Annotated in this window: 26 protein-coding genes; 12 read left to right on the top strand and 14 right to left on the bottom strand. The window is 61.3% G+C overall.

Translation table 11 applies throughout. The features are described from left to right. Positions 1 to 70: 70 nt before the first annotated feature. The gene (adh, locus tag WDN02_RS01030; RefSeq protein WP_337291735.1) at positions 71 to 1,591 is read right to left on the bottom strand and encodes an aldehyde dehydrogenase; all 1,521 of its coding nucleotides are present in this window, start codon (positions 1,589 to 1,591) and stop codon (positions 71 to 73) included. A gap of 316 nt (positions 1,592 to 1,907) precedes the next feature. On the opposite strand from adh, the gene WDN02_RS01025 reads away from it, so the two are divergent. Next, positions 1,908 to 2,201 carry a (2Fe-2S)-binding protein gene (locus WDN02_RS01025; protein ID WP_337291734.1) on the top strand — a complete coding sequence of 98 codons (294 nt, stop codon included), beginning with the start codon at positions 1,908 to 1,910 and terminating at the stop codon, positions 2,199 to 2,201. A gap of 150 nt (positions 2,202 to 2,351) precedes the next feature. Continuing rightward, a complete protein-coding gene (gene bfr / locus WDN02_RS01020; protein WP_337291733.1) occupies positions 2,352 to 2,834 on the top strand; it encodes a bacterioferritin in 483 nt (160 codons plus the stop codon). 9 nt (positions 2,835 to 2,843) lie between these two features. Here bfr and WDN02_RS01015 read toward each other — a convergent pair whose 3' ends face one another. Continuing rightward, a complete protein-coding gene (locus tag WDN02_RS01015; RefSeq protein ID WP_337291732.1) occupies positions 2,844 to 5,498 on the bottom strand; it encodes an MMPL family transporter in 2,655 nt (884 codons plus the stop codon). Positions 5,499 to 5,737: 239 nt separating this feature from the next. Here WDN02_RS01015 and ispH point away from each other — a divergent pair, with 239 nt between their 5' ends. After that, positions 5,738 to 6,670 (top strand): 4-hydroxy-3-methylbut-2-enyl diphosphate reductase, encoded by a 933-nt coding sequence (ispH, locus tag WDN02_RS01010; protein WP_337291731.1) that lies wholly within the window; start codon positions 5,738 to 5,740, stop codon positions 6,668 to 6,670. A gap of 34 nt (positions 6,671 to 6,704) precedes the next feature. After that, positions 6,705 to 7,856, top strand: a complete 1,152-nt coding sequence (gene hpnH, locus WDN02_RS01005; protein ID WP_337291730.1) for an adenosyl-hopene transferase HpnH — start codon at positions 6,705 to 6,707, stop codon at positions 7,854 to 7,856. On the opposite strand, the gene WDN02_RS01000 is transcribed toward hpnH, so the two are convergent. From WDN02_RS01000 to hpnA, 6 genes are all read right to left on the bottom strand, one after another. Beyond that, complete coding sequence (locus tag WDN02_RS01000; protein ID WP_337291729.1) at positions 7,743 to 8,465, bottom strand: phosphorylase; 723 nt, start codon at positions 8,463 to 8,465, stop codon at positions 7,743 to 7,745. The genes hpnH and WDN02_RS01000 overlap by 114 nt on opposite strands. Before the next feature lie 213 nt (positions 8,466 to 8,678). After that, positions 8,679 to 8,900, bottom strand: a complete 222-nt coding sequence (locus WDN02_RS00995; RefSeq protein ID WP_337291728.1) for a hypothetical protein — start codon at positions 8,898 to 8,900, stop codon at positions 8,679 to 8,681. Between the two features lie 111 nt (positions 8,901 to 9,011). Further along, the gene (hpnE, locus tag WDN02_RS00990) at positions 9,012 to 10,259 is read right to left on the bottom strand and encodes a hydroxysqualene dehydroxylase HpnE (RefSeq protein WP_337294833.1); all 1,248 of its coding nucleotides are present in this window, start codon (positions 10,257 to 10,259) and stop codon (positions 9,012 to 9,014) included. Beyond that, the gene (gene hpnD / locus WDN02_RS00985) at positions 10,256 to 11,098 is read right to left on the bottom strand and encodes a presqualene diphosphate synthase HpnD (RefSeq protein ID WP_337291727.1); all 843 of its coding nucleotides are present in this window, start codon (positions 11,096 to 11,098) and stop codon (positions 10,256 to 10,258) included. The genes hpnE and hpnD overlap by 4 nt, the downstream gene beginning before the upstream one ends. Next, positions 11,095 to 11,976, bottom strand: a complete 882-nt coding sequence (gene hpnC / locus WDN02_RS00980) for a squalene synthase HpnC (RefSeq protein WP_337291726.1) — start codon at positions 11,974 to 11,976, stop codon at positions 11,095 to 11,097. The genes hpnD and hpnC overlap by 4 nt, the downstream gene beginning before the upstream one ends. Further along, a complete protein-coding gene (hpnA, locus tag WDN02_RS00975; RefSeq protein ID WP_337291725.1) occupies positions 11,973 to 13,013 on the bottom strand; it encodes a hopanoid-associated sugar epimerase in 1,041 nt (346 codons plus the stop codon). Before hpnA ends, hpnC begins: the two co-directional genes overlap by 4 nt. A 148-nt stretch (positions 13,014 to 13,161) precedes the next feature. Here hpnA and WDN02_RS00970 point away from each other — a divergent pair, with 148 nt between their 5' ends. Together WDN02_RS00970 and ychF are read left to right on the top strand one after the other, a co-directional pair. After that, positions 13,162 to 14,994 (top strand): ABC transporter transmembrane domain-containing protein, encoded by a 1,833-nt coding sequence (locus tag WDN02_RS00970; RefSeq protein WP_337291724.1) that lies wholly within the window; start codon positions 13,162 to 13,164, stop codon positions 14,992 to 14,994. A gap of 65 nt (positions 14,995 to 15,059) precedes the next feature. Continuing rightward, positions 15,060 to 16,157, top strand: coding sequence for a redox-regulated ATPase YchF (gene ychF / locus WDN02_RS00965; protein ID WP_337291723.1), 1,098 nt, complete (start codon positions 15,060 to 15,062; stop codon positions 16,155 to 16,157). On the opposite strand, the gene WDN02_RS00960 is transcribed toward ychF, so the two are convergent. From WDN02_RS00960 to WDN02_RS00945, 4 genes are all read right to left on the bottom strand, one after another. After that, positions 16,141 to 16,824, bottom strand: coding sequence for an MIP/aquaporin family protein (locus tag WDN02_RS00960; protein WP_337291722.1), 684 nt, complete (start codon positions 16,822 to 16,824; stop codon positions 16,141 to 16,143). The two genes, ychF and WDN02_RS00960, sit on opposite strands and share 17 nt — an antisense overlap. Before the next feature lie 5 nt (positions 16,825 to 16,829). Beyond that, a complete protein-coding gene (locus WDN02_RS00955) occupies positions 16,830 to 17,348 on the bottom strand; it encodes an arsenate reductase ArsC (RefSeq protein WP_337291721.1) in 519 nt (172 codons plus the stop codon). Positions 17,349 to 17,367: 19 nt separating this feature from the next. Continuing rightward, positions 17,368 to 17,715, bottom strand: a complete 348-nt coding sequence (locus WDN02_RS00950) for a metalloregulator ArsR/SmtB family transcription factor (protein WP_337291720.1) — start codon at positions 17,713 to 17,715, stop codon at positions 17,368 to 17,370. A gap of 85 nt (positions 17,716 to 17,800) precedes the next feature. Then, positions 17,801 to 18,442: an HD domain-containing protein gene (locus WDN02_RS00945; RefSeq protein ID WP_337291719.1), complete on the bottom strand. Its 642-nt coding sequence runs from the start codon at positions 18,440 to 18,442 to the stop codon at positions 17,801 to 17,803. Between the two features lie 108 nt (positions 18,443 to 18,550). On the opposite strand from WDN02_RS00945, the gene WDN02_RS00940 reads away from it, so the two are divergent. From WDN02_RS00940 to WDN02_RS00915, 6 genes are all read left to right on the top strand, one after another. Beyond that, positions 18,551 to 19,525 carry a helix-turn-helix domain-containing protein gene (locus WDN02_RS00940; protein WP_337291718.1) on the top strand — a complete coding sequence of 325 codons (975 nt, stop codon included), beginning with the start codon at positions 18,551 to 18,553 and terminating at the stop codon, positions 19,523 to 19,525. Positions 19,526 to 19,606: 81 nt separating this feature from the next. Next, on the top strand, positions 19,607 to 20,338 hold the full coding sequence (locus tag WDN02_RS00935) for a carbonic anhydrase (protein ID WP_337291717.1): 732 nt from the start codon (positions 19,607 to 19,609) through the stop codon (positions 20,336 to 20,338). Positions 20,339 to 20,347: 9 nt separating this feature from the next. Then, positions 20,348 to 20,821, top strand: coding sequence for an HXXEE domain-containing protein (locus tag WDN02_RS00930; RefSeq protein ID WP_337291716.1), 474 nt, complete (start codon positions 20,348 to 20,350; stop codon positions 20,819 to 20,821). 55 nt (positions 20,822 to 20,876) lie between these two features. Further along, complete coding sequence (locus tag WDN02_RS00925) at positions 20,877 to 22,100, top strand: MFS transporter (protein ID WP_337291715.1); 1,224 nt, start codon at positions 20,877 to 20,879, stop codon at positions 22,098 to 22,100. A 9-nt stretch (positions 22,101 to 22,109) separates the two neighbouring features. After that, positions 22,110 to 22,772 carry a hypothetical protein gene (locus WDN02_RS00920; protein WP_337291714.1) on the top strand — a complete coding sequence of 221 codons (663 nt, stop codon included), beginning with the start codon at positions 22,110 to 22,112 and terminating at the stop codon, positions 22,770 to 22,772. A 3-nt stretch (positions 22,773 to 22,775) separates the two neighbouring features. Further along, a complete protein-coding gene (locus tag WDN02_RS00915) occupies positions 22,776 to 23,555 on the top strand; it encodes a CDP-diacylglycerol diphosphatase (protein WP_337291713.1) in 780 nt (259 codons plus the stop codon). A 176-nt stretch (positions 23,556 to 23,731) separates the two neighbouring features. Here WDN02_RS00915 and WDN02_RS00910 read toward each other — a convergent pair whose 3' ends face one another. Both WDN02_RS00910 and WDN02_RS00905 read right to left on the bottom strand, forming a co-directional pair. Then, positions 23,732 to 25,165 (bottom strand): NAD-dependent succinate-semialdehyde dehydrogenase, encoded by a 1,434-nt coding sequence (locus tag WDN02_RS00910; RefSeq protein ID WP_337291712.1) that lies wholly within the window; start codon positions 25,163 to 25,165, stop codon positions 23,732 to 23,734. 82 nt (positions 25,166 to 25,247) lie between these two features. Further along, positions 25,248 to 26,318, bottom strand: coding sequence for a patatin-like phospholipase family protein (locus WDN02_RS00905; protein ID WP_337291711.1), 1,071 nt, complete (start codon positions 26,316 to 26,318; stop codon positions 25,248 to 25,250). Positions 26,319 to 26,417: the final 99 nt, after the last annotated feature.

Raw genomic sequence — 26,417 nt, 5'->3', positions numbered from 1 at the left:
CGTTGAGAGCGGCCAATGGCCGCTCTCAAGAACATTGAGACACCGAGGTCCGGCGTCAAGCCGTAAACGATCAGAAGAAGCCGAGCGCCTTGGGGCTGTAGCTCACCAGCAGATTTTTCGTCTGCTGATAATGGTCGAGCATCATCTTGTGGTTTTCGCGGCCGATGCCGGATTTCTTGTAACCACCGAAGGCCGCATGCGATGGATAGAGGTGGTAGCAGTTCGTCCAGACGCGGCCCGCCTGGATGCCGCGCCCCATGCGATAGGCGCGGTTGATATCGCGCGTCCACAGGCCGGCGCCGAGGCCGAAGATCGTGTCGTTGGCGATTTCGAGCGCTTCGGCTTCGGTCTTGAAGGTCGTGACGGAAAGAACCGGGCCGAATATCTCCTCCTGGAAGACACGCATCTTGTTGTTGCCTTGCAGGATCGTTGGCTTGACGTAATAGCCCTCGCTGAGTTCGCCGCCGAGAACGTTACGCTCGCCGCCGGTCAGCACTTTCGCGCCTTCCTTCTTGCCGATGTCGATGTAGGAGAGGATCTTCTCCAATTGATCGTTCGACGCCTGCGCGCCAATCATTGTCGAAGGATCGAGCGGGTGGCCGGTCTTGATTTTCTCGACGCGCTTGATCGCCTTTTCCATGAACTTATCATAGATCGACTCTTGCACGAGCGCGCGGCTGGGGCAGGTACAGACTTCGCCCTGGTTCAGCGCGAACATGGCGAAACCTTCGAGCGACTTGTCGAAGAAATCGTCATCTTCAGACATGACATCGGCGAAGAAAATGTTCGGCGATTTGCCGCCGAGTTCCAGCGTCACCGGAATGATGTTTTCCGACGCGTATTGCATGATAAGCCGGCCCGTCGTCGTCTCGCCGGTGAAGGCGATCTTGGCGATGCGCTTGTTCTGCGCCAGCGGCTTTCCAGCTTCGACACCGAAACCGTTGACGATGTTGAGCACGCCGGGCGGCAGGATGTCGGCGATGATGTCAGCGAGCACCATGATGCTTGTCGGGGTCTGCTCTGCCGGTTTCATCACAACGCAATTGCCGGCGGCGAGAGCCGGGGCAAGCTTCCAGGCCGCCATGAGCAGCGGGAAGTTCCATGGGATGATCTGTCCAACGACGCCGAGCGGCTCATGGAAATGATAGGCGACCGTGGTGTGGTCGAGTTCAGAGAGGCCACCCTCCTGCGCGAGGATACAGCCGGCGAAATAGCGGAAATGATCGATGACGAGTGGCACGTCGGCAGCAGTCGTCTCGCGGATCGGCTTGCCGTTGTCGATCGTTTCGGCGAGCGCGAGCAGGTTGAGCTTGCCTTCGAGCCGGTCAGCGATCTTGTTCAGGAGGCGGGCGCGCTGCGACGGAGCGGTATTGCCCCAGGCCTCGCGGGCGGCGTGCGCGGCGTCCAGCGCCAGTTCGATGTCTTCAGCCGTCGAGCGTGCCACCTGGCAGAAAGGCTTGCCGGTGATCGGGCTTATGTTGTCGAAGTATTGGCCTTTGACAGGCGGGACCCATTTGCCGCCGATGAAATTGTCATAGCGTTCGCGAAGAGCGACCTGCTGCTTCAGTTCCTGAAGGCTTTGCGCGAGCATATCTGGATCTCCCTATCTAGTGTCTTTTGTTGCCTTCATTATCGCGCCGTATGCCGGGGTGAGGCAATAGGCTTACGGTCTTGGGTGCAGACCCGAGCCAAGCTACGGGGGCTGCATTTCAGTTTCGTTTTTCTGTGAGACGAGTTGTTTGCTCAGGCCAGTTTATACTTGTTTTAAACTAGCCGTCTTCGCTCTTTTTAACGACTATAAAGTTCGTCTCCTTCTCTTGCGCCGAAGCCGGTTCGCCGCCATTACCTTGAGAGGATACACGTTGTCGCTTGGAAGCCCGCCGCGACCCTTGAGCTGAATCAAACCGATGATCATTTGTTCATGCAATGCGATTTCGGATCAAAGCGTAAGGGCTTCTCTCACCGGCGAAAATTCCCCGCGCACGCCCGGCGCGGTCTATCGCTGCCTCGGCTGCCGCCCCTGCTGCGGACGTTGCTTTGCCACGGTTCGTGCAATCATCGATGAAACGTTGAGCCAGTCGGGTGCCGCCTCCACCGAGGCTGGGGCCGCGGCCAGCGCGGCCATGGCGCTTCTCGACACCAACCGGGATGGGCATGCGCAAGGCGCTTGCGGCCAGGATTGCGCAAGCTGCGCCGCCTGAATATCCGACCGGCATTCTCTCGCGGCCATAGCCGATTCCGTTCCTGATCTGCCCTGACCTCCATCTTTATGCCATCGCTCGGGCTATTGCCTGTCCATGCTGGCTGCCCTAGGGTCCCGCCGGTCAATCCTAGAATAGAGAGATTCTAAAATGCAGGGCGACGCGCGCGTCATCGAATATTTGAATCGCGGCCTTCGGAGCGAACTCACCGCGATCAACCAATATTGGCTGCATTACCGCGTGCTCGACAATTGGGGCTACAAGGAGCTCGCCAAGACGTGGCGCAAGGAATCGATCGAGGAGATGGAGCACGCAGATCGTCTCGTGACGCGCATCATCTTTCTTGATGGCTTTCCCAATCTCCAGGTGCTCGATCCGCTGCGGATCGGCCAGACGGTCGAGGAGATCATCGCTGCCGATCTCGCCACCGAAAAGGACGCGCACCGGCTCTATACCGAAGCCGCCGATTATTGCTTCTCCGTTCGCGACTATGTCTCGAAAGAGCTTTTCGACCATCTCCTCAAGGACGAGGAGGAGCATATCGACTTTCTGGAGACCCAGCAGGAATTGATCCGACAGGTCGGCGTCCAGCTTTATTCACAAAAGCATATCGGCGAATTGCACGAGGACTGAGGCATCGCCTCAGTTTGCAACTTCGCCATGTTTCTTGCGCGGCGGCCCCATGAGTGCGGGCTGGAAAAGGATCGCCGCGCAGAGTGTCGTCACCAGCGACATCGCCAACAACTTGCCCATGCTCGACGTACCCGGATGGTGCGAAAGCCACAGGCTCCCGAAAGCCGTGGCCGTCGTCATAGCGCTGAAGAAGACAGCGCGTGTCAGGCTCGATTGCAACAGGTGCGTCGTGCCGGCACGCCAGGCCATCACGAAATAAATTTTAAACGCCACGCCAAGGCCGAGCAATAACGGCAGCGCGATGATATTGGCGAAGTTCAGCGGCATATTAAACAGAACCGTGAGTTCGAGCGTCACGAGCCCGGCGAGCAGCAGCGGCACAAGCGTGAGCAACACGTCGCTCACCCGGCGCAGCACGATAAACAGCAGAATGCTGATCGAGATGAGGGCCCAGATGCCGGCCTCGATAAAGGCGCGGATGACCGTATCGCCTGATTCCTGAATGGCGATCGGCTCGCCCGTCGCGTTGGGCGCGATAGCTTTCACGGCACTAGCAAAGCGCTTCATGACGTCGTTGTCGTCCTGATTGCCGGCCGGCGAGACCGAAATCAAAGCCTGGCCATCGGCGGCGATCCAGTCGCGTTTCAAGCTCTCCGGAATATCGGCGACAGTCGTCTTCTTGGCCTGCAACGAAAGGTGGAGGAGATCGAGCATCGTGTTCAGCGGCGGCAGCAGCAGCGCCCGGGCCGTGGCGCGCTTTTCCGCCGGAGCGAGTGCCAACTGGCGCATGAGATCGGCGAGGTGGCGCGCGGCGTCGGCACCAGTGCCTTTCAAGCCTTTCGCCGCATTATCGAATTGCGCCGCGGCAGCGTTCATCGCGGCAATGTCGTCGGCATCGGTCGGCGGATCGATCCGGCGCGACGGATCGAAGAGTGGCAGCAGATATTTGGCCGCATGCTCGATGATCGGCAGCTTCTGGTCCTGGTCCGTGGGGACGAGGCTATTGAGGGTCAGGATGGCTGAAACCTGTGGCAACTTCTGCAATTTCGTGACGACTGGCTGCGTCGCGGCGAGATTGGGCTCAAGAATGTCGATGGCGTTCGCTTCCGGATCCTGGCTGTGCGTCAGATCGTTCAGCGTCGCAACCGCTTCCGTATTCTTGGCGCGCAAGTTCAACGGATTGAAATCGAAGCGGAGGTGCGCGAGCAGCGGCGTGCCGGCGAGGGCGACGCCGAGTGTTCCGATGACGACGAGATAGCGATGATTGGCGAGGAAATCATCGACCGGCGCGAGGAACTTGAAGCCGACGCTGTCTTGTTCCGCCGGCGGCTTCAGCAGAGTCAACAACGCCGGCAGAATGGTGACAGCGGCGAAAAATGCGATGATCATGCCCGTGCCGGCAATCAGGCCAAGCTCGGAGACGCCGCGATAATCGGTCGGCAGGAATGAATAGAAACCACAGGTCGTCGCCGCGGCGGCGAGCGCCAACGGGCGCCCGGCGCGCACCGCGGCAGCACGTAGCGCGGTGTAGAAATCGGGATGCGTGAAGCGTTCCTGGCGATAGCGGACACTGAACTGGATGCCGAAATCGACGCCGATGCCGACGAAAAGCACAGCGAAGGCGATCGAAATCAGGTTGAGCGCCCCGACCATCAAAAGGCCGACGGCCGCCGTCACGCAAAGGCCGACAGCGACGCTGAACGCCACGGCGAACACGATGCGGACCGAGCGCAAAGCCCACCAGATGATACCGATGACGATGAGTGCGGTGAGCAGGCCATTCAGGCCCGAGCCTTCTTTGATCGTCGAGAATTCCTCGTCCGCGAGTGGCACCGTTCCCGTGAGGCGCACCGTGACGCCGTCTGCTGGCGTCAGGCCGAGGTCTTTTGCACTTTGATGGATGAAATTGGAGGGGATGATACCCGGCTGCAGCGCCGCGTAGTCGAGATGCGGCTGGACCGAGAGGAAGTGGCGTAATTGCCTTTGCTCTGGCGGCTGCCCGCTGAAGAGTGCCTGCCAGGAGAAGAATTGTTGCCGGCCAGCCAGTACATTCTCGAGCGCACCGCTCAGGGCGAATATGGGGCGTGAGAAATCATCGAACGTCCCGGCCTGCACCCGCACGCCGCGGTTGATAAAGGCGAACGCATCCATCACGCCGCGCAGCGACGGATCTGAGCTGAGCGCAGCCAGGAAGGGCTCGGTCTTCAGCAGGCCGCCGACGTTACGCTGAACCAGCGAAACCGGCTGAAACATCAGGCCGACGCGATCGAAGTAGGGGCCCCCGTCCGGCCGGGTCACACTCCGATACAGATCGGGGCGTGTCGTCAGCCGCGCAAAAAGCTTCTGCGCTGCGCCCTCGGCAAGCTCTGGCGTCCTGCCGTCGATGACGACGATGATGTCGTCCTGCCGTTGGGGGAAGGCCTTGTCGAGCTCGGCGAGCCGCTGCCGCCAGGGCAGTTTCGCCGACAGAAAGTCGTTGGTGTTGGTGTTGATGGCGAAATGCGCGCCCGCGTACCAGGCACTGGCGCCCGCGATGAGCAGCGCAGCGACAATTACCGTCCAGGGCGAACGCGAGCATGTATCGACGAGCGCGACAATCGCGCGGCCAATGAGCCCGATTTGGGGGGCTTTCGCCGGCGCGGCGCCGTTCAGTTGACTATCCATGATCTCCAACATCAACGATCGAAATGTGTGGCATCTTTGCAAGGGCAACGTGATTTCGGCCGTCAGGCCCATTTCACGATGGCGTATTCGGGCGATGCTGCCTTAACTGAAACGTTTGGAGTTTAGTTCGGCAAAGGGAGGCCTTGCCGGGACTTTCTTAAAAGCGCGCGGTGCAAAAAAAGCAAGCTCTAGTGTCCGCCGTTATGCCCGCGCGGGCTAATATTGGGGTTAGACTCGGAATGAAGGTGATTTTGGCCCAACCGCGAGGATTTTGTGCTGGCGTGGTTCGGGCCATCGATATCGTCGAGGGGGCGCTCGAAAAGTATGGCGCACCCGTCTACGTTCACCATGAAATCGTCCATAATGGCCATGTGGTCGACGAATTGAAGGCGCGGGGCGCGCAATTCGTTGAAAGTCTGGCCGAGGTGCCGCGGGGATCTGCGACGGTTTTCAGCGCTCACGGCGTGTCCCGCGCGGTCGAGCGGCAGGCCAAGCGCCGCAATCTTGCAGTTTTTGATGCGACCTGTCCGCTCGTGGCCAAGGTTCATACGCACGCCACCTCTTATGTTGAGGAACGCCGCGCCCTGATTCTCATCGGCCATGCCGGTCATCCCGAGGTCGAGGCGACGATCGGGCGCGTGGCAGCGCCGGTCCATCTCGTGCAAAGTTTGGAGGATGTGGCCGCGCTCATGCTTGCCGATAGCACGCCGGTCGCCTATGTGACCCAAACAACGCTCAGCGTTGATGACACGAAATCGATCATCGCGGCGTTGAAAGAGCGGTTTTGGGACATCATCGGACCGGACACGAAGGATATCTGCTACGCGACACAAAATCGTCAGGCGGCGGTGCGGGCTTTAAGCCGGCTGGTTGACGTGGTTCTCGTTGTAGGGGCCAAAAATAGCTCTAATTCCAATCGTTTACGCGAAATCGCCGCGCGCGCTGGGGTGCCGAGCTATTTGATTGCCGACAGGGCGGAACTTGACCTTGGTCTTGTGCGTGGGGCAAACACAATTGGCCTGACCGCTGGCGCTTCGGCACCGGAGGCTCTGGTCGAAGGGGTAATCGAAGCTTTGCGAGGGTTGGGGCCGCTGGACGTCGTGCTTCTGCCCGGCGTTCAGGAGAATGTCGAATTCCGGCTGCCTTTTGAATTCCTTGCGACGTCAGCTTGAACAATTGAGCCACTCATATAGGAGCCGGCATTAGATGGGTATTCCGTTACTGCAGGCGCTGCAAATCGGCGGTTACGTCCTGGGCCAGAAGCTCAAGGGCAACAAAAGATTCCCGCTCGTTCTCATGATGGAACCTTTGTTCCGTTGCAATCTTGCTTGCGCGGGTTGCGGCAAGATCGACTATCCCGATCCGATCCTGAACCAGCGCTTGCCGCTCGATGAAGCCCTGCATTCAATGGAAGAATGCGGCGCGCCTGTCGTCGTGATCGCCGGCGGCGAGCCGCTGCTGCATAAGGAATTGCCGAAGATCGTCGAGGGCGGTCTTGCGCAGGGCAGATACATGACTGTCTGCACCAATGCCTTGTTGCTGGAGAAGCAGATCGACCGGTTCAAGCCGCATCGGCGTTTCAACTGGTCGATCCATCTCGATGGCGACCAGGAGATGCATGACAAATCTGTCTGCCAAAAAGGTGTCTACGATCGTGCCGTCTCGGCCCTGAAGCTCGCCAAGTCGAAGGGCTTCCGTGTGACGATCAACTGCACGTTGTTCAACGATGCCGATCCGGAGCGCGTCGCCAGTTTCTTCGATGACATGAAGGAACTCGGCATCGAAGGCGTCACGGTCTCGCCGGGCTATGCTTACGAGCGTGCGCCCGATCAGCAGCACTTCCTCAACCGCGCGAAGACGAAGCAATTGTTCCGCGATATCTTCAAGCGCGGCAATGGCGGCAAGAAATGGCCGTTCTTCCAGTCGGGCCTGTTCCTCGACTTTCTCGCGGGTAACCGCACGTACGAATGCACACCATGGGGCAACCCGACGCGGACTGTCTTCGGCTGGCAGCGCCCGTGCTATCTGCTGGGCGAAGGTTACACCAAGACCTATGCCGAGCTGATGGAAACAACCAATTGGGATTCGTATGGCGTCGGCAAATATGAGAAGTGCGCCGACTGCATGGTCCATTGCGGCTTCGAAGCGACGTCCGTCAACGAAGCTTTTTCCAAGCCATGGGAAATTCTGAAAGTCGCCATCGGCGGTATCCGCACCGACGGCGCAATGGCGAAGGATGTCCCGTTAGACGGGCAGAGACCCGCCGATTACGTCTTCTCGCGGCATGTCCAGAACAAGCTCGCTGAAATCAAAGAAGCCGAAACCGCCACCAGCAGCCATCTGTCGGCTGCGGAATAAGGTCATGAACGCGGCGTTCGCATCGAGCGCCGTTTTCACCAGATGCGGGAACTGACCCGGTGCCCGCGCCAATGAACGCAGCACCGGCCCGACAGTAACGCGGCCCGTCTTGCCGATGCCCGCAAGCGCCGCTGGCGGCACGTGACGCTCGGCAGGATCTGCAACCACACGAAACGCCGCGAACGGCAGGTTGCGTTCGGCCGCGAAGCGTGCGGCGATATGCGATTCCATATCGGCAGCGGCGGCGCGAGTAGCAATATGCAAGGCGCGTTTGTCGGCAGGTGTCGCCACGGCCTCGTCGATGCCGGCCATGTCAACGATCGGCGCGCCGCCGAGCGCAGTGGCAAGCCGTTGCGACCAGGCGCGGTCGCATTCATATTCGCCATCGTCGGAAACGATCTTGCGCGCGACGAGTGCCGTGCCGGCCGGTAAGCCCGGCGCCAGACCGCCGGCAATTCCGAAACTCAGCACCGCGCCGATATTGGCCTCAAAGACATTGTCGAGCGCAGTTTCGAGAATGGTTCTGTTGCCGCCGCTGGCGATCACGGAAACGGCGGCGCCGGCCGCAATTCGCGCCTCGGCCTTCATCCCGGTGATAGCAAGAACCACGCGGCCGTCTGAATGCCGGTCGGAACCATATTGCGATTCATGCACTTCAGATTGCTGAGACTTGAAACGAGGCAACGCAGGTAGAACAAGCGCGCGAAAACTTTGCCGGTAAAATGCTCTTCCTGCCAAGACCTATCCCCCTCTTGCGCAGCCACCAGATAGCGGATCCCTTATGCTAGTGCGGGATCGTCGACTCTGCCAACTGCCTTCAGATCAAGCAACGCCCATGCCGTTCGCGGCCAGCGCTTGCGCCTTTCCGCAGCCATTGTACTCGAGCCTGCGGCTCGAACCATCTTCACTCAAGCCGCCGTCTTCATCTTGAATTGATTTTGCGCACACGGCGGCATTCCGGAAGGAATGCGTGTCATCCGTATGGAACGCGCCGCAGCCGACGTTCTTGCTTTGCCTATCCCCGATCCAATCGAGGCTAAACAATTTGAGCGTCCGATAATAGTCACAGACATCCAGAAAAGCACAGCCGACCGACCGTGCCTTCGGCCGGGTGGCTGCCCCATTCCCCAGCTAAATCGGGCAATGCCCCCGGATTCATTCGTCAGCCAAAGCGGCATCCGCCGCCGCGAAACCTGAGCGAATGGCGCCTTCGATTGTCGCGGGCAGCCCCGTGTCCGTCCAATCTCCAGCCAGGAGGAGATTGGGCCATGCACTGCGGGTCTTAGGCCGCCGAACCTCTTCTGCTGGTGTGGCGGCGAAGGTGGCGCGTTTCTCTTTTATGATCTGCCATGCGGGTAGAGGCGAATCGATCTTCGTAACCAATTGAATTTCAGACCAGATTTTGGCGGCGACCTCTTCTCGTGGCGTCGCGATCAAACGGTCCGCGCCGCTGATCGTAACCGACAGCCGGCCGGGGAAAGCGAAGAGCCATTCCATCGTGCCGTTGATGATCCCGAGGATCGGCGGCTGGCCGGGCGGGGGCGCGATTTTGTAATGTGCGTTCACGATGGCGCGAAAAGACTGCGGCGTAGGCAAAGCTGGCAAAAGCGAGGCAGCAATCGGTGCCGGGACCGCCAGAACGAGAGCATCGCCAGGCTCAAGGGCAATCGTTTCGTCGCCAAAGGAGAGGGCTTTGACGTTACCCCCGTCCGCAGCGATGGCCGACAGCCGCCGCTCGAAGCGAATATCGACGCCCTTTGCCTCAAGATACCGCAGCGCCGGGGTGATGAAGGCTGTCGAAAGGCCCTGCGCCGCCACCAGTGGGCGGCAGGCGCGGCCGCCCTTGGCGAACGTCTCTCGCATGAGCCGGGCGGCGAGCGAGGCCGCGCCTTCCTCAGGCTGGGTGTTGAGTGCCGCGAGGAAAAACGGCTGCCACAATCGCTCCCAGAGCACACCCTCGCATTTCATCGCTTGCTTGAGTGTGGCCCCTTTCGCCGCGGTTAGCAGCGGCGCGACGCCGAAATAGTCGAGCGGCCCGGTGCCGGGCACACGACGATCTTTCTGAAAAATCCACCACGGAATGGCGCCGTCGCTCGGCTGCAAAAGCCAGCGCTCGCGGGTCTTCAGATCGATGAAAGCGAAGTCCGCATGATCCGGGCCGACAAGCTGATCCTCGCTGCCGACTTTGCGCAAAAATTCCTGGGCCGCGTAATTGCCGGAGAGCAACAGATGGTTGCCGTTGTCGATCTCCATCCCGAGCGTCGTATCGAAATAGGAACGGCAGCGGCCACCCGCCTGCGTCGCGGACTCGTGAATAATGATAGACCGTTTTCCGTCCGCCAGTCGCAACGCTGCGGCGAGGCCGGCCAGCCCGGCGCCGACGATATGAATGCGAGCCATCAGAACAGGCCGTGACGCAGCACAACGAACAGCAGTTGATGCTTTGGCAGCTTGATCTTTTGACGCGGTGGCGTGAAGCCGCGTGCCAATAAAGTGCCGAGAATGATTTGATAGGCCTCATACATGAGCCGCGGTGATTTCACGCTCGCGCGCGGGCAGCGCTTCATGATCGCGGCCGCTTCGGCGAAATGCTCTTTGGCGCGAGTGATCACCGGCGCGCAGGCGGCGGCAAGATGCGGGCTCGCAATGACATCCTGCGGATTGGTGCTCGTAATGCCCGCGGCGACAAGCGCCTCGCGCGGCAGATAGAGCCGGTTGATGCCGGCGTCCTCGTCAATATCGCGCAAGATGTTGGTGAGTTGCAGCGCGCGGCCGAGATGGTACGCGAGAGCTGCGCCTTCTTTTTCAGGCGTCCCGAAGACGCGGACCGAAAGCCGTCCCACCGCGCTCGCCACCCGGTCGCAATAAAGATCGAGTTTCTGCCAGTCCGGCGCCTGGATGTCTTCGCGCACATCCATTTCCATACCGTCGATGACGGCGAAGAAATCGTCTTTTTGAAGATTGAATTTTTTGATCGCAGCGAAGAGGCCAGCGAATTGCGGCGAGGGAAGCTTGCCCGCGCAAAGCGCATTAATATCCTGGCGCCATTGCTCCAGTTGTGTAAACCGCGGCGCTTGCGGGCCGCCATCGTCAGCGATGTCGTCAACAAGGCGACAGAAGGAATAGATTTCGAACATGCCGTCGCGCTGCGCGCGGGGCAGGATGCGCATCGCGGCATAGAACGAACTGCCGCTGGCGCGCGTCTGCGCACTCGGTGCCGCTTCGGCCTCGGCGACGCTCATGCGCGCCTCGTCTGCGCCGCCCCGGCCTGCGGCGCTCCTTTGACCCGGCCGATGAAACCGTCGCCGACGCCGAGCAGCGTCCAGCCAATCATTTCGGGCTTGTTGAGATGAACTTTCTGGCTCAGCGGATCGCGCGTCTGCAGCAGGGTCACGAGTGTCTGCGCCAAGCGGCCGATGACCGCGGTTTCAAGCGCGAGGCGCAGATCTTTCACTTGCTGCGACAACGTGCGCCCGAGCGTGACGAGCTTCGCGGTTTGCGCCGACAATTCATGCAGGCAGGCGAGAAGGTTGGGCGATGCAGCCGGTGCGGCCAGCGCCGTCACATCCGTGCCGTGGCGCGCCATCGCATCTTGCGGAATATAGACGCGATCGAGATTGCGATAATCGGCGCCACAATCCTGTGTGTGATTGATGATCTGCAAGGCCGAGCAGAGCGCGTCGTTCGCTGGCCATGTGGCTTCGCTCTCGCCATGCACGTCGAGAACATAGCGGCCGACCGGGGCCGCAGAATAGGCGCAGTAATGCATCAGCTCGTCGAAATTGGCGTAGCGGGTTTTCGTCGCGTCCATGCGGAAGGCATAGAGCAGGTCGAGCGCATGGCGCGCCGGCAGTTTGCGCGCGGCAAGCACGGCACGCAGCGGCTTGGCGACCTCGATGCTATCGTCCTTGCCAAGCAGCCCCGCCTCGAAACGGTCAAGCCCGGCGATCTTCTGGTCCGGCGTCAGATCCGGGCTGTCGGCGATATCGTCGGCGGCGCGAACGAAATTGTAGAAGGCGAGCACGGCCGGCCGATGCTCGCGCGCGATCAGGACTGAGGCGACAGGGAAATTCTCATCGCGATGCGTTTTCGTTGCCGGCTGTTCGATCACGTCGCTCATCTCAAATATCCGTGTGTGCCGAACCAGGCGAGGGCGTCTTCGAGGCCCTTTTTATAGGGTTGTGGCCGGTAGGCGAGTTCACGTTCCGCTTTCGCGGACGAGAAAAACATCAAATATTTGGCCATGCGCAGCCCGTCGAGTGTCAAAAAAGGTTCCCGGCAGCTGGACCGGGCCTTCGCCTCGACGACGGCGGCGAGCGGATAGAGGAGCCACCGCGGCACCTTTATCTTGGGCGGGCGGCGGCCGGTCAAGGCAGCGATTTCGCAGAGCATCTGGGCGAGCCGCACATTCTCGCCACCGAGAATGTAATGTTCGCCGATCTTGCCCCGTTCGAGCGCGGCGAGGTGTCCCGCCGCAACATCGTCGACATGAACGAGATTGAGCCCCGTGTCGACATAGCCGGGCATACGGCCTTGCGCTGCCTCGACGATGATTCGGCCCGTGGGCGTCGGCCTGACGTCGCGTTGGCCGATTGGCGTCGAGGGATGTACGATGACGGCCGGCAAGCCCTGCCGGGCGATCATATCCTTCACGATGATTTCCGCCGCGACTTTGCTGCGCTTATAGGCGCCGATCGCCTTGTCCAGCGGGAGTGAGCGGGTCTCATCGCCCGGCGTGCCGTCCGGCGGGATCGTGAGGGTCGCGACGCTGCTCGTATAGACGATGCGTTGCACGCCGGCTTTTTGCGCCGCCTGCATCAAAATACGTGTGCCGTCGCAATTGGTGCGCAGGATTTCGTCCGGGTCGGGCGCCCAGAGGCGGTAATCGGCCGCGACATGGAAGAGGAAGTTCACGCCGGACATGGCGCGTGCGACGGCTTCGGGGTCGCGCATGTCGCCCTCGACCAATTCGACGTTCAAATCGGCGAGATTGGTCCGCGCGCTGGCGGCCCGGACCAGGGCACGCACCGCATAGCCGGAGGCGAGAGCCGCGCGCGCGACTGCCGCACCGACGAAGCCTGACGCCCCCGTTACAAGGATTTTGTCGCCCGCCACGCTATCCGTCCTTACCCATCTGGAGGCGTTGCGGCTTAGCATTCCGTACGCGCCGGGAGCAACCTTGCGGCTGTTAGGGATAATCGGGAATCCCGAGGAATCGCGACAAGGTGAGCGTGTTACGCCGCCGCGCCGCCAAGGCGGCACGATTTTCTGGCCATTGGCGGCGATCCAGTCTAAAGGCGTTCCAATGTCATCCGATACCCTCCCGGCCGGGGATGATGCCGCCAGCGCCAAGCCGCGGCCCTCACCGAAAGCCCTTCTGGCGCTTCTGCCCTACGTCAAACGCTACAAGGGCCGTGTCCTTGCCGCTTTTGCGGCCCTGACCGTCGCCGCCGCGGCAACGCTCGTCGTGCCGGTCGCGGTGCGGCGGATGATCGATGCCGGCTTTTCGGTTCAAAGCACCGGAACGATCAACAGCTATTTCGGCGCGATGATCGGCGTCGTCGGCGTGCTCTCCCTGGCCTCGGGTGCCCGCTATTACCTCGTCAATACGCTGGGTGAACGCGTCGTCGCCGATCTGCGCAGCGCTGTCTTCAGACATCTCTCCGGTCTCGACGCGAGTTTCTTCGACAGCGCGCGAATCGGCGAACTGCTGTCGCGTCTCACCGCCGATACGACGCAATTGAAGGCGGCCTTTGGCGCCTCGGCCTCTGTCGCGTTGCGCAATTTTTTCATGTTCATCGGCGCGGTTGCGCTGATGGTCTACAGCAGTCCGCGACTCTCGGCCTATGTGCTCGTTGCGATCCCGGTCATCGTCCTGCCGCTCTATGCCGCCGGGCGCGCCGTCAGAAAACGCTCACGCGCCGCGCAAGATACGCTCGCCGATGCCAGCGCCTATGCGGCGGAAAATCTTGGCGCCGTGCGTGTGATGCAGGCGTTTGGCGCCGAAGCGGCGACCAATGCGCGCTTCACTGCCGCGGTCGAGAACTCATATAATGCCGCACGGCTTTCGACACTGGCGCGCGGCATTGTCACGGCAATCGCCATTTTCCTGGCCTTCGCGAGTGTCGTCGTGGTGCTCTGGCTCGGCGCGCATGACGTGCTCGCCGGACGCATGACCGGCGGCCTGCTCTCCCAATTCGTGCTTTACGCCGTGCTTGGCGCCGGTGCGCTGGGTGAATTGAGCCAGGTCTGGAATGAGATTTCGGCGGCCGCCGGCTCGGCTGGCCGTATCGGCGAAATCCTGGCGATCAAGCCGAAAATCATTGCGCCGGTGCCCACCGCGCTATTGCCCTCGCCCGGGAAGGGCGAGATCGTCTTCGATCATGTCAATTTCGCCTATCCGACCCGGCGGGACGCCCCGGCGCTGCACGATCTTTCGTTCCGGGTCGCGCCGGGCGAGACGGTCGCGATCGTCGGGCCGAGCGGCGCTGGCAAATCGACCATTTTCCAGCTTCTGCTGCGTTTCTACGATCCGCTCTCGGGCGTGATCGATCTCGACGGCGTCGATATCAAGACTGTCGATCCGGCCGAACTGCGCCGTCGCATCAGCCTGGTGCCGCAGGAGCCGGTGATCTTCGCGTCGAGCTTCGCCGACAACATCCGCTATGGCGCGCCGCAAGCCTCCGAAGCCGCGGTCGAAGCTGCCGCGAAAAAAGCCGCGGCGCAGGATTTTATTGGCGCCACGTCGCAAGGCTATGCGACGAATATTGGCGAGCGCGGCGTCACGCTGTCTGGCGGCGAACGTCAGCGCCTTGCCATCGCCCGGGCGATCTTGCGCGAGGCGCCGGTGCTGCTGCTCGATGAAGCAACCTCGGCGCTCGACGCGGCGAGCGAAGGTCTCGTCCAGCACGCGCTCGAAGAGTTGAAACAGGGCCGCACGACCCTCGTGATTGCACATCGGCTTGCGACGGTGCTGTCCGCCGATCGTATTCTCGTGCTGGAGGCGGGGCGCATCGTCGAGGAAGGCACGCATCAATCGCTCGTCGCCAAGGACGGCCTATACGCCAAGCTCGCCAAGATGCAGTTCGAGACCGGCGCGCTGGCGCTCAACGGCAGCCGCAGCGCCGCGGCGGAGTGAGACGTCTCGCAATAACGGGCGAAGCTTGCTAAAGCTCGCGCCATTCCTTCCGAGAAGAGACTTTCATGGGCTTTAAATGCGGCATCGTCGGTCTGCCGAATGTCGGCAAATCGACGCTTTTCAACGCGCAGACGCAGACGGCGGCGGCGCAGGCGGCCAATTATCCTTTCTGCACCATCGAGCCGAATGTCGGTGATGTTGCCGTGCCTGATCCGCGGCTCGAAGTTCTGGCGAAGATCGCCGGCTCAAAAGAGATCATCCCGACACGGCTGACTTTCGTTGATATTGCCGGTCTCGTGCGCGGCGCCTCGAAGGGCGAAGGTCTCGGCAATCAATTCCTCGCCAATATCCGCGAATGCGACGCCATTGCGCATGTCGTGCGCTGTTTCGAGGACGATGACATCACGCATGTTGAAGGCAAGATTTCGCCGCTCGACGATATCGAGACAATCGAAACTGAGCTGATGCTGGCCGATCTCGACAGCCTCGAAAAGCGCGCGCCCGCTTTGGAGAAGAAAGCCAAGGGCGGCGACAAAGAGGCCAAGGAGACCTTCGATATCGTCAGCCGCTGCCTTGTCCTGCTGCGCGAGGGCAAACCGGCGCGTCTCGCCGCGATCAAGCCGGAGGAGCAGAAAGCTTTCAACATGCTCGGCCTCCTGAGCGCCAAGCCGGTTCTCTATGTCTGCAATGTCGAGGAAGCGTCGGCCGACAAGGGCAATGCCTATTCCGAGCAGGTGAAAGTCCGCGCGGCGCAAGAAGGCGCGGGCGCTGTTACCGTCTCTGCGGCGATCGAAAGCGAGATCGCATTATTGCCGATGGCGGAGCAGAAGGATTATCTCGAAGCTGTCGGGCTGGAAGAGCCGGGGCTCAATCGCGTCATCCGCGCCGGCTATGCGCTCCTGCATCTCATCACCTATTTCACGGTCGGCCCCAAAGAAACCCGCGCCTGGACGATCGAAGTCGGCACCAAAGCACCGCAGGCCGCGGCCGTGATTCATACGGATTTCGAGAAGGGCTTCATCCGCGCTGAAACGATTGCCTATGCGGATTACGTCGCCGCAAACGGCGAGGCCGGCGCGCGCGAGGCGGGCAAGTTCCGCCTCGAAGGCAAAGATTATGTCGTCGCCGACGGCGACGTGCTGCATTTCAGGTTTGCGAATTAGCCGGCTTCGCGAGCACTGTTTCCCAGAGCCAAGGCGCCAGTGCGATTGCGGCGAGTGTGCCGGCGCATTGTGCGAGCACGAATCCGGGGACATTGGACGGCGCGATCCCCGCAAACGTGTCTGAATAAGCGCGGGCGAGCGTAACTGCGGGATTGGCGAAGGATGTCGAGGCGGTGAACCAAAAGGCCGCGACGATATAGGCGCCGATCGCGTAAGGCGTCGCGTCCGGGTTTCGCGCCGCGCATCCGAAGATCGTCATCAAAAGACCGAAGGTGGCAATCGCTTCGCTCAGACATTGGCCGGGGCCGGACCGTGCATGCATCGACACTTGCATGAGCGGCAGGGCGAACATGGCATGCGCCGCGAGGACGCCAGCAAAGGCGCCGGCAAGCTGTGCGACGACATAGCTTGCCGCTGTTGCGACGGTCAGTTCGCCGCGCATGAAAAGGGCGAGGCTGACGAGCGGGTTGAAGTGCGCGCCGGAGATTGGGCCAAAGATCAATATCAGGACGGCCAGCATAGTACCTGTTGCAAGGCTATTGCAGAGCAAGGCGAGTGCGCCGTCGCCGTGAGCTAAACGCTCGGCCATGATGCCCGAGCCGATGATCGCTGTAAGCAGAAAGGCTGTCCCCAGCCATTCGGCAGCCAGGCGCTGCGAAAGCCGCATCAGTTTTACCCGGCGGCTTCTTTAGTGTCGGTCGTCTGGCCGATCTCTTTTAACTTCGCTTGCAGACTGGACTCGTCGAGCGCACGAAAAGGCAGCAAGGCGAAAAGTTCGACGCGCCGGTGCAACATCCGATAGGCTTCGTTAAAGGCTTGGGCGATCTCGGCGGGCGTTCCTTTTGCCTCCGCCGGGTCGGGCACGCCCCAATGCGCGGTGACCGGATGTCCGAGCCAGACCGGGCAGGCTTCGCCCGCAGCATTATCGCAGACCGTGAAGATGAAATCGAAAATGGGACCGCCGGGCAAAGCGAACTCATCCCATGATTTTGGGCACAATGACGAAACGTCGTGGCCGAGGTTTTTCAGGAGCGTCAAGGTGTTCGGATTGATGTCGCCCTTGGGATGAGAACCCGCGCTGAAGGCGCGAAATTTTCCAGCGCCAATGTCGTTGAGAATTGCTTCGGCGATGATCGAGCGCGCCGAATTTCCGGTGCAGAGAAACAGGACGTTGAATATCCGGTCTGACATCGTGAAGCTCGATCTCTGGTTACGCGGGGGATTTGTGACGTTTGCCGGATGCGGGCTTGCAGACTTGCGCCGGCGTGCAAGGCACGCCCCCGCAGCAATTCTCGGTGAGATAAGCGAGTAACGCGTTTATCGTCGTGAAATGCGCCGTGTAGATCATCGCGCGGCCTTCGCGCCGAACGCTGACCAGGCCCGCCATGCGCAACCGATCGAAATGAAAGGTGAGCGTATTGGGCGGAACGCCAAGCGCCGCCGCAATCTGCCCGGCTTGCATCCCCTCCGGCCCCGCCTGCACCAGCAAGCGGAACGCATCGAGACGACTTTCCTGCGCAAGGGCGGCAAGCGTCGCAACGGCATCATTTAATTCCATACTTCGACGAATATCGAAATATATAATTTACGTCAAGCAGTGACGTGCTGCATTTCAGGTTTGCGAATTAAAGCGCCCCTGCGGCTCACCCTTTCCAGGGCGAATTGCGGATCACGCTGCAGAAATTGCCGCGATGAAAATGCGGATCTTTGTCCGCCAGCACATCGGCTTTCACATTGCCGAATGTCGTCTCCGGCTTGTGCTTGATGCCTTCGTAGAAGGCCTGGATGATGTCTTCCTTGAAATGCGGGGTGCGCCGATGCGCGTGGACGACGGCTTCGCGCTCGACGTCGCTGTATTCGGGATAGGTCAGGCCGAGCACATCCATTTCGACACCGGCCGTCACGAGCGCGACGATGGGGTGCATATATTGCGGGATGCCGGGCGTCGTATGCAGCGCGATGGCCGTCCAGACTGTATCGATGTCGCTTTGCGCGAGCCCATGGCGCTTTAGAAAATCCCGCGCAGCGTTGGCGCCGTCGACTTCGAAACGGTCGTGGTCGCTGCTATGCTGCGCCGTCAGCCCCATATCGTGGAACATGGCGCCTGTATAAAGCAACTCGGGGTCGAAGCTGAGACCGCGATGTGTGCCGGCGAGCGCGCCGAAATAATAGACCCGGCTTGAGTGATTAAACAAAAGCGGCGAGGCGGTATCCCGCACCAGTTCAGTGACTTCGCGTGCCAATTTGCTGTCGGGTATGCGCACGCCTGAGATATCGAGCGTCATAGCGTCTCTCCTTTAACTTGCCTTGCCAGCAAAATAAAAGGCGCCTACCGTGGCTGCAATTGACGTATCACGTCGATTTCTGCCAAAACCCGACTGAAACTGACATCCATGGCAGCCATCAGAACCGTCGCGATTCTTGCCCCGCCGGGGGTCCAATTACTGGACGTTTCCGGGCCGCTCGACGTTTTCGCTGAGGCCAATGTCCAGACGGGCAAGATTATCTATCGGCCGCTCGTCGTCGGCATTGAGGCAGCTCCAATCCGCAGTTCCTCCGGCGTTCGATTGATGCCGGATGCTGTCATGGGTGCGCGGCACGACGAAAAGATTCACACTTTGCTTGTCGCGGGTTGCCCGGATATCGCCGATAGGCCAGCCGATCCGGCGATGATCGCCTGGCTGCGTGATGTGACGGCCGGCGCGCGTCGCTACGGTTCCGTGTGCAGCGGGGCTTTTCTGCTTGCCGCCGCCGGTCTGCTCGATGGGCGCCGCGTCACGACACATTGGGCTGTGGCGGGCCGATTGGCGGCGCGTTATCCGTCGGTCATCGTGGATGAGGATGCGATCTATTTGCGTGACGGACGTTTGCGCACCGCCGCCGGTGTGACGGCGGGGCTCGATCTGGCCTTGGCTCTGGTGGAGGAAGATCTGGGCCGCGACATTGCAATGAAAGTCGCGAGCCAGCTCGTCATGTTTTTCAAGCGACCTGGCGGCCAGCGTCAATTCAGCCGCAAAGGCGAAGCTGCTCCCGCGGGCCGTTCGGCCTTACAGGAGCTTCAGCGTTGGGTTATCGCCAATCTCGCCAAGGATCATAATGTCGCTGCTCTCGCGAAGCGGGCGGATCTCAGTCCGCGCCATTTCGCGCGTTTGTTCCACAGCGAGGTTGGTGTCACGCCGGCGGCGTGGGTTGAAAGCATACGCGTTGATGCAGCGCGGCAAATGCTTGAATCCGGTCGCGTGGCGCCGAAGCAGGTCGCAGCAAAATGCGGCTTCGCGGATGCCGATACGTTGCGTCGCGCCTTTTCGCGGCACGTCGGCGTGACGCCCGCCGAATACCGGAAACGCTATGTGTGGCTGGAGAACTGAGCACTGATGATGATCTGATCTGACCTTGACGGCACTTGGATTGCCAATGCTAAAGTTGCAGTGGCGGCCGGAGATTGAACCATGTGCGCAACTTGCGGCTTTCTCACACACCAACATTTGAGTTTCGCGCGCCGCGATGTGCTCGCGCTTGGCGCCGCCTTCAGCGCCGCTTTCGCGGTGCCGGCACTTGCCGCCGAAGACACGCCGCCGCCGAAACCGCAAAATGTTCTTACGCCGGACGAAGCTCTCGCGCGGCTTGAGGCCGGCAACAAACGTTATGTCGGTGGCGTCGCAAAGCGGCACGATTTCGTCGCCGAACGCGAAGCACTTGTCGGCGGCCAAAATCCATTCGCGGGAATTCTCTCTTGCGCCGACTCGCGCATCGCGCCGGAATATGCCTTCGACACGTCACGCGGTGATCTCTTCGTCGTTCGCGTTGCCGGCAATTTCGTCAATGTCGATAATCTGGCGAGTTTCGAATATGCCGTCGCGGTGTTGAACACGCCGCTGATCTTGGTTCTTGGCCATGAGGCTTGCGGCGCCGTGAAGGCGGCGATCGCCGCGGTCAAAGACAAAGCGACGTTTCCCGGCCATATTCAAGATCTGACCACCAGTCTCTCGCCAGCCGTGCGTCTGGTTCTCGACAGGACCGGCGATCTTCTCGAGAACGCGACGGAAGAAAATGTTCGCCGCAACGTGGCCGCGTTGAAATCGGCCAGCCCGGTTCTTGATGCCGCAGTCGCGGACAAGAAGCTCGCTATCGTCGGCGGTATCTACAGGCTGGCGAGCGGCGAGGTCGAGATCATCGCCTGAGGAAAAGGCATGACTCTCACATCCTGGCTATGGCTCGCAACGGGCTGCTATGCCGCGCACATTTTGGAGGAATATCAGCTCAATTGGCGCGATTGGGCGCGTCATGTCATCGGCCTGCCAGTCGAGTGGGGTGATTTCTATGTCACCAACGCGGTTGTTGTCGTTCTTGGCATCGTTGCCCCAAATCTCGCCGTTGCGTCGCCGGCACTGGCTTTGGCCTTTCCGGCGCTCATGCTGATCAATGCGACGTTATTCCATGTCCTGCCGGTCATCCTGACGAAGGGACGATTTTCGCCGGGCCTCTTCACCGCGATCATCTTGTTCTATCCCATCGGGATCGCCTGCTTCGCCCGCGCCGCTGCGCAAGGGTTACTCGATGTTGGTACGGTGATCGTCAGCTTCGGCCTTGGCGCACTCCTCATGACCTATCCGATCGTCATGATCAGAATTCGCGGCCTCCCTTACTTTCGTCAGGATCGCTGACCGGCGGGTCTTGATCCGGGACTTGCCGCTTGTCCTTCACTCGCTATAAGGCGCCATGTCTTCGATTGCATCCGATACGGCCGGTGGCCTGCTGCGCCATCGGCCCTTTCTGTTTTATTTTTTGGGTCGGGGTTTCACGGAATCCGCCTCGCAGATCGCCGCCGTCGCTGTCGGTTGGCAGGTCTACACACTGACCGGCAGCGCGCTCGCTCTCGGCCTTATCGGACTCGCGCAATTCGTACCTGTGCTTTTGTTGACGCTCTTGGCCGGCCATGCTGCCGACCGCTACGACCGCCGGCGCGTGCTCCAGCTTTGCCAATTCTGTGCTGGCCTTATCGCGATCTTTCTTGCTGTCGGCAGCTTTGGCGGGTGGCTTACAGTGCCGGAGATTTTCGCCGCCGTCGTGCTCATCGGCATCTTTGACGCCTTCGAAAGCCCGGTGAAAGGCGCGCTCCTGCCGGCGGTTGTCCCCGAGGGCACGCTGCAGAAGGGCGCTGCGCTGTCGAGCGGCGCGATGCAGATGGCCTCGATCGGGGCGCCCGCGCTGGGCGGCTTCATCTATGCGCTGGCGCCCGGCGCGCCCTACGCTGTTGCAGCGGTGCTTTGGCTTCTGGCGACGCTCGCAAACGGCGCGATCAAGCTTGAGCGGCCTATTCTGACGAAGGCATCTGCGCCGCTCGAAGGCCTTTTCGACGGCGTCAAATTCGTGCGTGACAATCCGGCGATCCTTGGGACGATTTCGCTCGATCTTTTCACCGTTCTGTTCGGTGGCGCCACCGCGCTTTTGCCGGTCTATGCGAAGGACATTCTGCACACGGGGCCGTGGGGCCTCGGCGTGTTGCGCGCGGCGCCCGCCATCGGCGCGCTGCTCATGGCCACCTATCTTGCGCATCATCCGTTGAAGCGCCGGGCCGGGCTGCGCATGTTTCAGGCGGTCATCGGTTTTGGCCTCGCGACGATCGTCTTTGCGCTGTCACACCTGCTCTGGCTCTCGCTGATCGCGCTCGCGGTGGCAGGCGCAGCCGATATGGTGAGCGTGGTGATCCGCGTGTCGCTGGTCCAGCTTGCGACACCGGATGCGATGCGTGGCCGCGTCGGCGCGGTTAACTACCTTTTCATCGGCACTTCGAATCAATTGGGCGAGTTCGAGAGCGGCACCTTGGCGGCGCTCCTCGGGGCGATGCCGGCGGTTCTGCTGGGCGGAATCGCCTCGATCGGCATTGCCTTGCTTTGGATGCGGCTATTCCCCACCTTGCGTGATGTCCAGACATTGGAATAATTGCGGGTCATGAAGGCGAAGGCTTCGATTTTTGCTGCTCTGGGTCTCGTCGCCCTGGGCAAACCGGCGCAAGCGTCGGAGGCGTGGCCTGACACGTTCCGTGGTCGGCTCGAAGCTTGGGCGCTCATGGAAACGCTGAACGCGACCTTGCTCGCTTCGAACAGCGCGACCAAAACGCTCGAATCCTGGTGCGGCACGCATCACATGGCCACCGACGCGGTTCTCCATGCGCGACTGCGCCGCGACGTCCAGAAGCCCATCACGGCCGAGCAGCGCAAGCGTCTCAACATCGGGGCAAACGAGCCTGTGGTCTATCGCCGTGTCGATCTCGTTTGCGGCGATCACGTCCTGTCGCAGGCCGATAATTGGTATGTGCCGAGCCGTTTACAGCCGGCGATGGAAAAGGCGCTGGAAACCAGCGACATTCCCTTCGGTCGCGCCATAATGCCCCTGCATCCGCGCCGTCAGACCATTGGCGTCGATCTTTTGTGGCGCCCGTTGCCGGACGGCTGGGAGGTCAATCCGCCAGCCGATCATTCGAGCGCCAGCCTGGCGATTCCGCCGGTTTTGTTCGAGCATCACGCGATTGTGTTCGCTGCCGACGGCCAGCCGGTTTCTGAGGTCGAGGAGCATTATACCAGCGCTGTTCTCGATTTCCGCCATAGCGAGTAACCGATGCGGTGCGCCGCGCTCGTCGCGGGAGCCATCCTGCTCATCGTGATAGGTGGCGGCATGTGCTGGTGGCTGCACCGGATCAACCATCGCGATGATCTCTGGCATCATGTCAATGACGAATGCGTGCCGTCCCAGCAAGCGTACGGCGATCCCGCGCCCTGCGCGTTCGTCGCGCTCGGTCAGGGAATCGCGCGTGGCTTCGTCATCTACAAGGACCAGGTCGGCAAGACGCAATTTCTGCTGATCCCGACGCGCAAGATTTCCGGCATCGATGATCCGAGTCTCCTGCTGCCGGGCGCGCCGAATTACTGGGCGTCGGCCTGGCAGGCGCGCGCCTATGTCGAGAAAGCCGCGTGGCGCGCAATTCCCTGGGATGACATCGGGCTCGCCATCAATTCAGCGGTCACGCGCAGTCAGGATCAATTGCACATTCATATCGATTGCATTCAGCCCGATGTGCATGCGGCGCTCGTCAAATATATCGGCAACGTCGGCGCGATCTGGGCGAGATTTCCCGTGCCACTGCACGGTGTGCCCTATCTTGCACGTCGCATCGTGGCGACGGATCTTGCGGCCGAAGACCCGTTCAAGCTGCTTGCGACCGGCGTACCAGGCGCAGCGCAGGACATGCGCGACCAGACATTGGCGCTGATTGGTGCCGATTTTGGTGGCGGCGAAAAGGGATTTGTTCTGCTCGCCGGGCGTGCGGACATCGCCAAGCTGCGGTTCGCACACGCCGCCAATCTGCTCGATCATTCGTGCAAGCTGTTAGGCTATTGAGCGTCATCGGGAGGATCTGTTCGGTTCAGAGCACGTCATGCCGGCCTTGTGCCGGGCATCCATGCCGAGACGTTGCTATAACGATTGCAGTGACGCGGCAGAGTCACCCGCGTGGATTGCCGGGACAAGGCCCGGCCATGACGCCGAGGCCTTTGCGCGCCTCGTAATGACGGGGCTTAGCCCGCTGCCTGCGTCACAAGCTTGGTGACGAGATAGGCGTCCATCGCCTCGGGGCCGCCCTCGCTGCCGTAGCCGCTGTCCTTGACGCCGCCGATGGGCAATTCGGGCGAACTCAGATGCGAATCGTTGATCGCCACCATGCCGGCCTCGATCTGGCGCGCCAGCGCGTCGGCCGTCGCTGCCGATGAGGTGAAGGCATAGGAGGCCAGGCCGTAGGCGAGCCGGTTCGCTTCCGTGACTGCTTCGTCGAAGCTCTCGAACGAATTGACGAGTGCGATCGGGCCGAACGGCTCCTCGTTCATCGCCCGCGCATTGGTTGGGACATGCGCGAGGATTGTCGGCGCGAAGAAATAGCCCTTGTGGCCCTGGCGCGTCCCACCAATGATGAGCTTGGCGCCCTTCTTGACCGCATCGGCAACGAAGCTTTCAAGCGCCGCAATGCGGCGCGGATTGGCGAGCGGGCCGACATCGGTCGCAGAATCGAGACCGTCGCCGATTTTCAGCGCCTTGGTCGCCGCCACGAAACGCGTCAGAAAATTTTGGTAGACGTCGCGTTGAACAAGGAAGCGTGTCGGCGCCGTGCAGGCCTGCCCGGCATTGCGGAACTTGCGCGCCACGAGAACGCGCAACGCGACATCGATGTCGGCATCGTTGAAGACAATCGCGGGCGCGTGGCCGCCAAGTTCCATCGTCGCGCGTTTCATATGCGCGCCGGCGAGAGCCGCCAATTCCTTGCCGACGGCCGTGGAGCCGGTGAAGGAAATCTTGCGGATCAAAGGATGCGGAATGAGATGCGCGGAAATTTCCGCCGGTACGCCGAAGACGAGGTTGACGACGCCAGCCGGCACACCGGCATCGGCGAGGGCGCGGATGAATTCAGCCGGAGAACCCGGCGCTTCTTCCGGCGCTTTGACGATGATCGAACAGCCCGCCGCGAGCGCCGCGGCGAGCTTGCGCGCGATCTGGTTGATCGGAAAATTCCACGGCGTGAACGCGGCGACCGGGCCGACAGGCTCTTTCAGAACCAGATTGGTGATGTTTGGCGCACGCGCCGGGACGACGCGGCCATAGGCGCGCCGCGCCTCTTCGGCAAACCAATCGAGCGTGTCGGCGGCGACGCTAATTTCGACCTTGGCTTCCTTGACTGGCTTGCCTTGTTCGCGCGTCATGATGAGCGCGATCTTTTCGCTCCGCTCGCGCAAGAGTGCCGCCGCGCGACGCAGGATTTTGCCGCGCTCGAAGGCCGACATGGCACGCCACACGGCAAAGCCTTTTTGGGCTGCCGCCAGCGCTGCGTCGAGATCGGCGATCTCGGCACGCGCGACCGTGCCGATCACGTCTTCCGTTGCCGGATTGATCACGTCGAGCGTTCGACCGCTCGCACCCGGGCGCCATGCGCCGTCGATAAAGAGAGAAACGTCCACAGCCATCTTTCGCCACGGCGGTAAAGGCCGCCGGTTTCATGCGTTCTTCATATAGTGCGGGCGATGGCGTTTCGCTTGGTCTAAATCGTCACGGCGCGTAGGAGGCCTCGAGGGGCGCGGCGGCGTGCGGCACGACGTTATTGGATTTTTTTCCGGCGAGCCATGCGGCCGCGGCAGCCCGGCCATGATCGCGCAACGTCGTCAGGAAATTCCAGTCGAGATTGGTCGCGTTTGCGTCGGCAAGGCCGTCGAAGGCTTCCTCCGCCGAGATCTGATGGATCGCAAGACGGCGCAATTTGCGGCTTTCGCTCGACAGCAGGCCGGAAAGCTTCTGACTGCGGTCGATTTGCCGCTCCAGCGTTTCCAACTCGGTCTGCAGCGAGGCGTTGAACGTGATCTGATCAAGCCGGCGCAGGATTTCGCGCGAGCTCGTCGGCGTTTCGGCGCTGAGCATGGGCGTAATGCGCACGACCAGCAGATCTGTCGCCTGGCTCGCAGAAACGAGATCGACAAGCGGCGGATTGGCGGAATAACCGCCGTCCCAATACGCGATATCGTCGATTGTCACCGCATGGTGGAAGAGCGGTAGACAGGACGAGGCGAGCACGACATCCGCGTTGATCTCGGCATTGGCGAAAATGCGCGCGCGCCCGTCCGAGACGCGCGTCGCCGCAATCAGCAGGCGGATTGGCGACGAAACTTTCAGTCGCTCAAAATCGATCTCCTCGTTGAGGAGCGTGCGCAGCGGATTCACGTCGAGCGGATTGTATTGATAGGGCGAGAGCAGCCGCGCCCAGGCCGAGAAGGTGCCCGCGGCGCCACCGGGCGCGAAATGCGCCGTCGATCCGAAGGGGCCGAAGGCGGCATTGCGACTCAGCCGCTCCCAGAAATGTGTGAGCTTCTCGCGCGCGCCATCGCGGCCACCCGCCGCGAGGCCATCGGCCAGCAGCACGGCGTTCACCGCACCGGCCGACGTGCCGCTGACGGTATCGAAATCCACATCACCCGATTCGAGCAGGCGATCGAGCACGCCCCAGGTGAAGGCACCGAACGAGCCGCCGCCCTGCAAAGCCAGCGACAAGTGTGATGGCGGCCAAACGGCGCTGCCGCGGCCGAGCGCCGTGCCCAGCGTCTGTTCGACGCTCTCCAATAAGTTCATTCCGCACTCCAAAATTTCCCGCCGGCGTCAGGCGTCACCAGCGATGTTGGGCTCTGATATAGTGCATTGCAATATGGATTGCGAATGGCGCACAGGAGA

This window comes from Methylovirgula sp. (assembly GCF_037200945.1).
In the GTDB taxonomy this organism is placed as follows: Bacteria; Pseudomonadota; Alphaproteobacteria; order Rhizobiales; family Beijerinckiaceae; genus Methylovirgula.
The sequence above is the reverse complement of the archived record's forward strand: the minus strand, read 5'-3'. Positions and strand labels throughout refer to the sequence as shown.

Bases quoted from the DNA above. Each gene is read 5' to 3' on its own strand.
- hpnC (WP_337291726.1), bottom strand. From the start codon at position 11,976: ATGAGCGACGTGATCGAACAGCCGGCAACGAAAACGCATCGCGATGAG.
- WDN02_RS00960 (WP_337291722.1), bottom strand. From the start codon at position 16,824: ATGCGGCTTTCGCAGCGCCTGGCTGCCGAATGGCTGGGGACAGCCTTT.
- hpnA (WP_337291725.1), bottom strand. From the start codon at position 13,013: ATGCTAAGCCGCAACGCCTCCAGATGGGTAAGGACGGATAGCGTGGCG.
- WDN02_RS00945 (WP_337291719.1), bottom strand. From the start codon at position 18,442: ATGACGCTCGATATCTCAGGCGTGCGCATACCCGACAGCAAATTGGCA.
- WDN02_RS00935 (WP_337291717.1), top strand. From the start codon at position 19,607: ATGTGCGCAACTTGCGGCTTTCTCACACACCAACATTTGAGTTTCGCG.
- WDN02_RS00915 (WP_337291713.1), top strand. From the start codon at position 22,776: ATGCGGTGCGCCGCGCTCGTCGCGGGAGCCATCCTGCTCATCGTGATA.
- WDN02_RS01025 (WP_337291734.1), top strand. From the start codon at position 1,908: ATGATCATTTGTTCATGCAATGCGATTTCGGATCAAAGCGTAAGGGCT.
- WDN02_RS01015 (WP_337291732.1), bottom strand. From the start codon at position 5,498: ATGGATAGTCAACTGAACGGCGCCGCGCCGGCGAAAGCCCCCCAAATC.
- ychF (WP_337291723.1), top strand. From the start codon at position 15,060: ATGGGCTTTAAATGCGGCATCGTCGGTCTGCCGAATGTCGGCAAATCG.
- WDN02_RS00940 (WP_337291718.1), top strand. From the start codon at position 18,551: ATGGCAGCCATCAGAACCGTCGCGATTCTTGCCCCGCCGGGGGTCCAA.
- ispH (WP_337291731.1), top strand. From the start codon at position 5,738: ATGAAGGTGATTTTGGCCCAACCGCGAGGATTTTGTGCTGGCGTGGTT.
- WDN02_RS00970 (WP_337291724.1), top strand. From the start codon at position 13,162: ATGTCATCCGATACCCTCCCGGCCGGGGATGATGCCGCCAGCGCCAAG.
- hpnD (WP_337291727.1), bottom strand. From the start codon at position 11,098: ATGAGCGTCGCCGAGGCCGAAGCGGCACCGAGTGCGCAGACGCGCGCC.
- WDN02_RS00910 (WP_337291712.1), bottom strand. From the start codon at position 25,165: ATGGCTGTGGACGTTTCTCTCTTTATCGACGGCGCATGGCGCCCGGGT.
- bfr (WP_337291733.1), top strand. From the start codon at position 2,352: ATGCAGGGCGACGCGCGCGTCATCGAATATTTGAATCGCGGCCTTCGG.
- WDN02_RS00955 (WP_337291721.1), bottom strand. From the start codon at position 17,348: ATGTCAGACCGGATATTCAACGTCCTGTTTCTCTGCACCGGAAATTCG.
- WDN02_RS00905 (WP_337291711.1), bottom strand. From the start codon at position 26,318: ATGAACTTATTGGAGAGCGTCGAACAGACGCTGGGCACGGCGCTCGGC.
- hpnH (WP_337291730.1), top strand. From the start codon at position 6,705: ATGGGTATTCCGTTACTGCAGGCGCTGCAAATCGGCGGTTACGTCCTG.
- adh (WP_337291735.1), bottom strand. From the start codon at position 1,591: ATGCTCGCGCAAAGCCTTCAGGAACTGAAGCAGCAGGTCGCTCTTCGC.
- WDN02_RS00950 (WP_337291720.1), bottom strand. From the start codon at position 17,715: ATGGAATTAAATGATGCCGTTGCGACGCTTGCCGCCCTTGCGCAGGAA.
- WDN02_RS00930 (WP_337291716.1), top strand. From the start codon at position 20,348: ATGACTCTCACATCCTGGCTATGGCTCGCAACGGGCTGCTATGCCGCG.
- WDN02_RS00920 (WP_337291714.1), top strand. From the start codon at position 22,110: ATGAAGGCGAAGGCTTCGATTTTTGCTGCTCTGGGTCTCGTCGCCCTG.
- WDN02_RS00925 (WP_337291715.1), top strand. From the start codon at position 20,877: ATGTCTTCGATTGCATCCGATACGGCCGGTGGCCTGCTGCGCCATCGG.